The organism is Pseudomonadota bacterium (genome assembly GCA_034660915.1).
GTDB lineage: Bacteria > Desulfobacterota > Anaeroferrophillalia > Anaeroferrophillales > Anaeroferrophillaceae > DQWO01.
This window is the reverse complement of the sequence record JAYEKE010000044.1, coordinates 1-4,974: the sequence shown is the minus strand read 5'-3', so window position 1 is coordinate 4,974 and position 4,974 is coordinate 1. Positions and strand designations below refer to the sequence as shown.

The 4,974-nt window shown below is 44.3% G+C and carries 3 protein-coding genes; 2 read left to right on the top strand and 1 reads right to left on the bottom strand.

The features are described from left to right. Positions 1 to 105 precede the first annotated feature (105 nt). Positions 106 to 1,068: a tRNA dihydrouridine synthase DusB gene (gene dusB, locus U9P07_02525; GenBank protein MEA2108283.1), complete on the top strand. Its 963-nt coding sequence runs from the start codon at positions 106 to 108 to the stop codon at positions 1,066 to 1,068. On the opposite strand, the gene rlmN is transcribed toward dusB, so the two are convergent. Beyond that, positions 1,058 to 2,125, bottom strand: coding sequence for a 23S rRNA (adenine(2503)-C(2))-methyltransferase RlmN (gene rlmN / locus U9P07_02520; GenBank protein MEA2108282.1), 1,068 nt, complete (start codon positions 2,123 to 2,125; stop codon positions 1,058 to 1,060). The genes dusB and rlmN overlap by 11 nt on opposite strands. A 494-nt stretch (positions 2,126 to 2,619) precedes the next feature. Between rlmN and U9P07_02515 the strand changes: the two genes are divergently transcribed. Further along, on the top strand, positions 2,620 to 4,797 hold the full coding sequence (locus U9P07_02515) for a diguanylate cyclase (GenBank protein ID MEA2108281.1): 2,178 nt from the start codon (positions 2,620 to 2,622) through the stop codon (positions 4,795 to 4,797). Positions 4,798 to 4,974: the final 177 nt, after the last annotated feature.

Here is a 4,974-nt window from a genome sequence, read left to right as displayed (position 1 = left end):
GAAAAATAATACAAATTAGCATGGAATAGAACCCGACAATGCATATCGTGGTTCATAAAAACCTGTCAAGAAAAACTTGAACTTCCGGAAAATTCCCGTTACTTAATGGCTATGTTCAGTAATCAACCACTCATCCTGGCCCCCATGGCCGGAATCACGGACAGCCCCTTTCGTCAGTTGGCAAAAAAGTTTGGCGCTGACCTGGTAGTCACCGAAATGATCAGCGCCAGGGGACTCATCCAGGACGACCGGAAAACCAAAGCCATGCTCTCATTTCAGCCATCGGAACAGCCGTTGATTGTTCAGCTTTTTGGCCGAGATCCGGAAATTTTACGGGCTGCCGCCCTGAAGGCGCTTGATGCCGGCGCCGCCTGCATTGATATCAACATGGGCTGTCCGGTAAAAAAAGTCATAAAGACCGGAGCTGGCGCTGCCCTGCTGAAAGATTTCAACCAGATAAAAAAAATTTTAAAAGCCTTGGCACAACCACCTAAAATTCCCTACACCATTAAAATCAGAACAGGGTGGGACCATGCAAACCTGAATGCCGGAACCATTTTTCAACTTGCCGCTGACCATGGTGCCAAAGCGGTATTTTGTCACCCCCGAACAGCAATGATGATGTTCAGTGGTGCAGCCGACTGGGATTACCTGGAAGAAGCTATCAGACAGACAGGCACAGGCATACCAGTAATCGGCTCCGGTGATATTACTACTCCGATTGAGGCCCGCCAGGCTTTGTCGCGAGTTGGAATCGCTGGCCTGATGCTTGGACGAGGGGTCCTCGGCAAACCCTGGTTATTCCGGGATATCAAAGAATTTATCCGGCACAGGAAAGCTCCACCCATTAACTGGTCAAAAAAGCTTGCTACCATCTTACTCCATTGGGAGCTCCTGGAACACCACAAAGGCAAACAAACCGGATTTTTATTATTTCGCAAGCATCTGGCCTGGTATAGCCGCGGTCTGCCGGGAGCTGCAGCCTTCCGACAACAGATTTTTTCCTCTTCCAGCAGGGAAGAACTTACCGGCCTGATTCATACTTTTTTTGCTCCGCTTATAACCTGATGGCTTCTGAAACACCGACATTACCCCGCAACTGCCCGCAGGCGGCTGAAATATCAGCGCCTTTGCTTTTACGGATGATACTGGTCAGACCGCTATCCAGCAAAACGGCCTGAAAAGCTGAAATCCGCTCTTTTGACGGCCGGTAAAAAGGCAAATCAGGATGTTCATTAAAAGGAATCAGGTTTATTTTACTTTTCAGTGGCTTTAGCAACCGCACCAATCGGGAGGCATCAACTAAGCTGTCATTGATATCTTTAAGCAAAATATATTCAAAGGTTATCCTGCTGCTGCGCTTAAGGGGAAGCTGCCGACAGGCTGTCAATAATGTATTCAGATTGTAACGACGATTGATCGGCATCAGGCGGCTACGGGTTTCATCATCAGTGGCATTCAGCGATATTGCCAGACTTACATCAACCATAGCACCAAGTTCACCTATTTGGGGCACCAAACCGCAGGTTGAAACAGTTATTCTCCGGGATGAAAAATCCAATCCATCATCATATTTTAAGATTTCAATGGCTTTTACCAGAGTTTCAAAATTATCCAGAGGCTCCCCCATTCCCATAAAAACAATATTGCTGATCCGTTGCTGCAGGCGGTCAGCATGTTTTTGTACCTGAATTACCTGATCGACAATTTCTGCAACTTTAAGATTACGCTTAAAGCCCTGCTGACCGGTCACGCAAAAGCGGCAACCCTGACGGCAGCCTACTTGAGTGGAGAGACAGAGTGTCAATCGTTTTTGCTCAGGAATCAGTACTGACTCAATACAGGAACTGTCAAAAAGCTGAAAAAGAAATTTTTTTGTCCCGTCTGCCGCAATTTCAATGGCACGGCACTCCAATAATTGTATCGCTGCCACTTCATTGAGCTGCTCCCTGAAAGAACGGGAAAGGTTGGTCATCTCCCCGATATTCTTTACCCGGTGGCGATATAACCAAGTAATAATCTGGTCGGCACGAAACCGCTCTTTCCCCATCCCGGCAAGCATGGCAACCAGCTCTGGCCTAGTCAAATCTTTCAAATTGCATTTCTGCTGAGCTAATTCTGTCATTTCATTAGTACCCGGCTAGGTCACTGAAATCGGGCTTTCAGGATTGATTATAGCGTTTCATGGGCTCAAGAAGCAAGACCTGACAGCTTACCAGAAAGCTCTAGTTCCCGGATAAAAACTGCTTTTAAAAACCGCCTGCTGCCATTAATTCATTCATTTTGAAAAAAACAGTACTTTTTTACATAATTTGGCGAAAAAAATACCCATTTTCCCAGAATTCACCTGTTTCAACCTCATAAAAACCACTAATTCCGGCAAGACTTTTTGAGATAAAATTATTTTTATCAAATAAAGCTTGAGATTTCCGGCAGTTATTATAATTTATAATTTTAAGATAAAAAAATTATATTTTTGGCATTTACTTTGCAAATAATAATAGAAATCGATTTTTAGTGGAGGTTTTTTACATATTTTAATAGATCAATCATGTTTTCAATCCTTAAAATAGGACTTTCAAGCATTCAAAGCATCAAGCTCGCGGAAATTTAACCCTTATGACTGAGCAAACTTTCCTTAAATCCGAGATAGAAGCATCCATCCTGCAACTCTCTCCTGATTTATCACCTCAAACCCTGCAAAAAAAAACCAAGAGCATTAACTTGTTGCTCAAAGCTCCTATATATCTCGCTTCATCCCAGGACCAGACCCTGACTATCGAGATGTTCGCATCATTTGCCCGTAAAATAATTCCCTATCGGAAAATGACATTTTCCATGTGGAATGAATCCTCTCAGACCTTGGAATTGCTGTTTAATCATGGCTTTTCCGACCAGCAACTATCTCTTTTAAAAACCAAATCACCTTTCACCCCCTGGACCAGTTCATTTGGCAAGCCCTTATTAATCAAAGCATCTGCAGTATCAAACCGTAGCGTTTTTCACAACCTTGGCATTGAGGAAGCAGTCATCGTCCAGGTTACCTGGGAAGGAAGAGTACAGGCTGTCTGGCAGCTGTTTGCTACCCGTCAGAATACCTTCACCATGGAAGACATCCAGTTATTCTGGATCCTGACTATGCAGTGTGAACTTATTTTCCAACATCTGAGTAAACATGAACAGATCCAGAAACTGGCCATTATTGACTCCCTCACCGGCCTTTATAACCGCCGTTTTTTTGACCGGCAGCTAAAAGTCGAGGTCGAGAGGGCCCAGCGGCAGAAAACCACCCTGTCATTATTAATGATCGATATAGATAATTTTAAAAAATTCAATGATCATTACAGTCACCAATCTGGTGATAATGCCCTCAGGGAAATGGGGGTGTTATTGCCTGAAAAATCACGAACCATTGATACGGTCTGCCGCTATGGGGGAGAAGAATTCACGATTATCCTCCCCAATACCGACCATATAAAAGCATTTCTCATTGGGGAACGGTTACGAAAAGCAGCAGAGGAACACCCCTTTATAATCAACCACAACAAATCAGTCAATATGACTTTGAGCCTGGGGATAGCGTCCTATCCGGAGATGGCCAGTTCTGATGGTGACTTGGTCCGAAAAGCTGACCTTGCCATGTATGAGGGCAAGCGCCTGGGGAAAAACAGGGTGGTGCTTTATTCTCCCCAGCTTGAGGGTTCCAAAAAACTTGATGACAGCAAAAAAGGCATTAATCTCAACAGCATTGATTTCTTCATGGAAGCCATTCGTTCGCTGGGTGATACCAGAAAATTAATGAGTTCTTTATTAAATATCCTTTTACCTTCACTGGAGACAGACCAATCTCTTTACTTTGAAATTGACCCGGAAGCAAAAAAAGTCACCTTGATCACCAGTCAGTTTGCTTTACGTTCAAAGCCGGAAGATTGCTGCATATCTTTGCCTTTTTCCTCAAAGTTTAAAGATTGTATGACTCAGTTGCAGACACCTGGATACCTGTCAGCCGAAGAAAAACAACAATTGATGATTTCAATCCCTAACGGGCCTACCTACCCATGGAATTATGTTTACTGTCATCCGCACCGTTTTTCCGACTCCTCCACTGCTTTTCTTTTACTGTTTCTGGCAGACAAAAAAACAACGATGGGAAAAAGTTCACCTTCATCGCCATTAACAAACCATCTGGATGAAGCTATTGAGCTGATATCCCTTGGGTTAAGAGCACAAAAACAGCAACGTTCCTTTTATCGACTGGCAGCCCATAAGCTCATTTCTCTGTCAGAAACAAATTTACCCTATTACCAGCACCATAGCACCAGAGTTTCACATCTGCTGACAGAATTTTCCCAGCAGCTGGAACTGGCGGATAATATAACCCGCTCACTGGCGGATACCGCCTATTTCTATGACCTTGGATTGATGAGTATCAGCAGTGATATTTTGCTGAAAGATACCCCGCTGACAAATAATGAACGTAAAATATGCCAGCGACATCCCCTGATCAGCTGGGAAATTGCCAGATTTTCACCAAGTCCCATTGAACTGGACAAACCGGCAATCCTCCATCATCATGAATCCTACGATGGTTCCGGCTACCCAAACCAACTGTCCGGCAACAACATCCCCATCACTGCCCGCATTCTGGCGCTGGTTGATACCTATGCGGCAATAACCTCCAAAAGGCCTTATCGAAAAGAAAGAAGTTCACAACAGGCAATTGAGGAAATTTCAGCACTTGCCGGAATCCGCTTTGACCCGAGCCTGGCCAAAGAATTTTGCAGCTTTGTAAGTTAGTACCTTACTCCTGAAAGTCTGTCACTCTTTTCAGTACCCCCTTGAGGGATAAAAAAACAAGAAATTGTTAAGTGCTTCACGGGTTCTTTGCCGTCAGGCAAAGGTTCCGATGAAGAAACTTATGCAAGGCTAAGTGCTTCACGGGTTCTTTGCCGTCAGGCAAAGGTTCCGATGAAG

Coding starts and splice junctions, on each gene's coding strand:
- U9P07_02515 (MEA2108281.1), top strand. CDS start 2,620: ATGACTGAGCAAACTTTCCTTAAATCCGAGATAGAAGCATCCATCCTG.
- rlmN (MEA2108282.1), bottom strand. CDS start 2,125: ATGACAGAATTAGCTCAGCAGAAATGCAATTTGAAAGATTTGACTAGG.
- dusB (MEA2108283.1), top strand. CDS start 106: ATGGCTATGTTCAGTAATCAACCACTCATCCTGGCCCCCATGGCCGGA.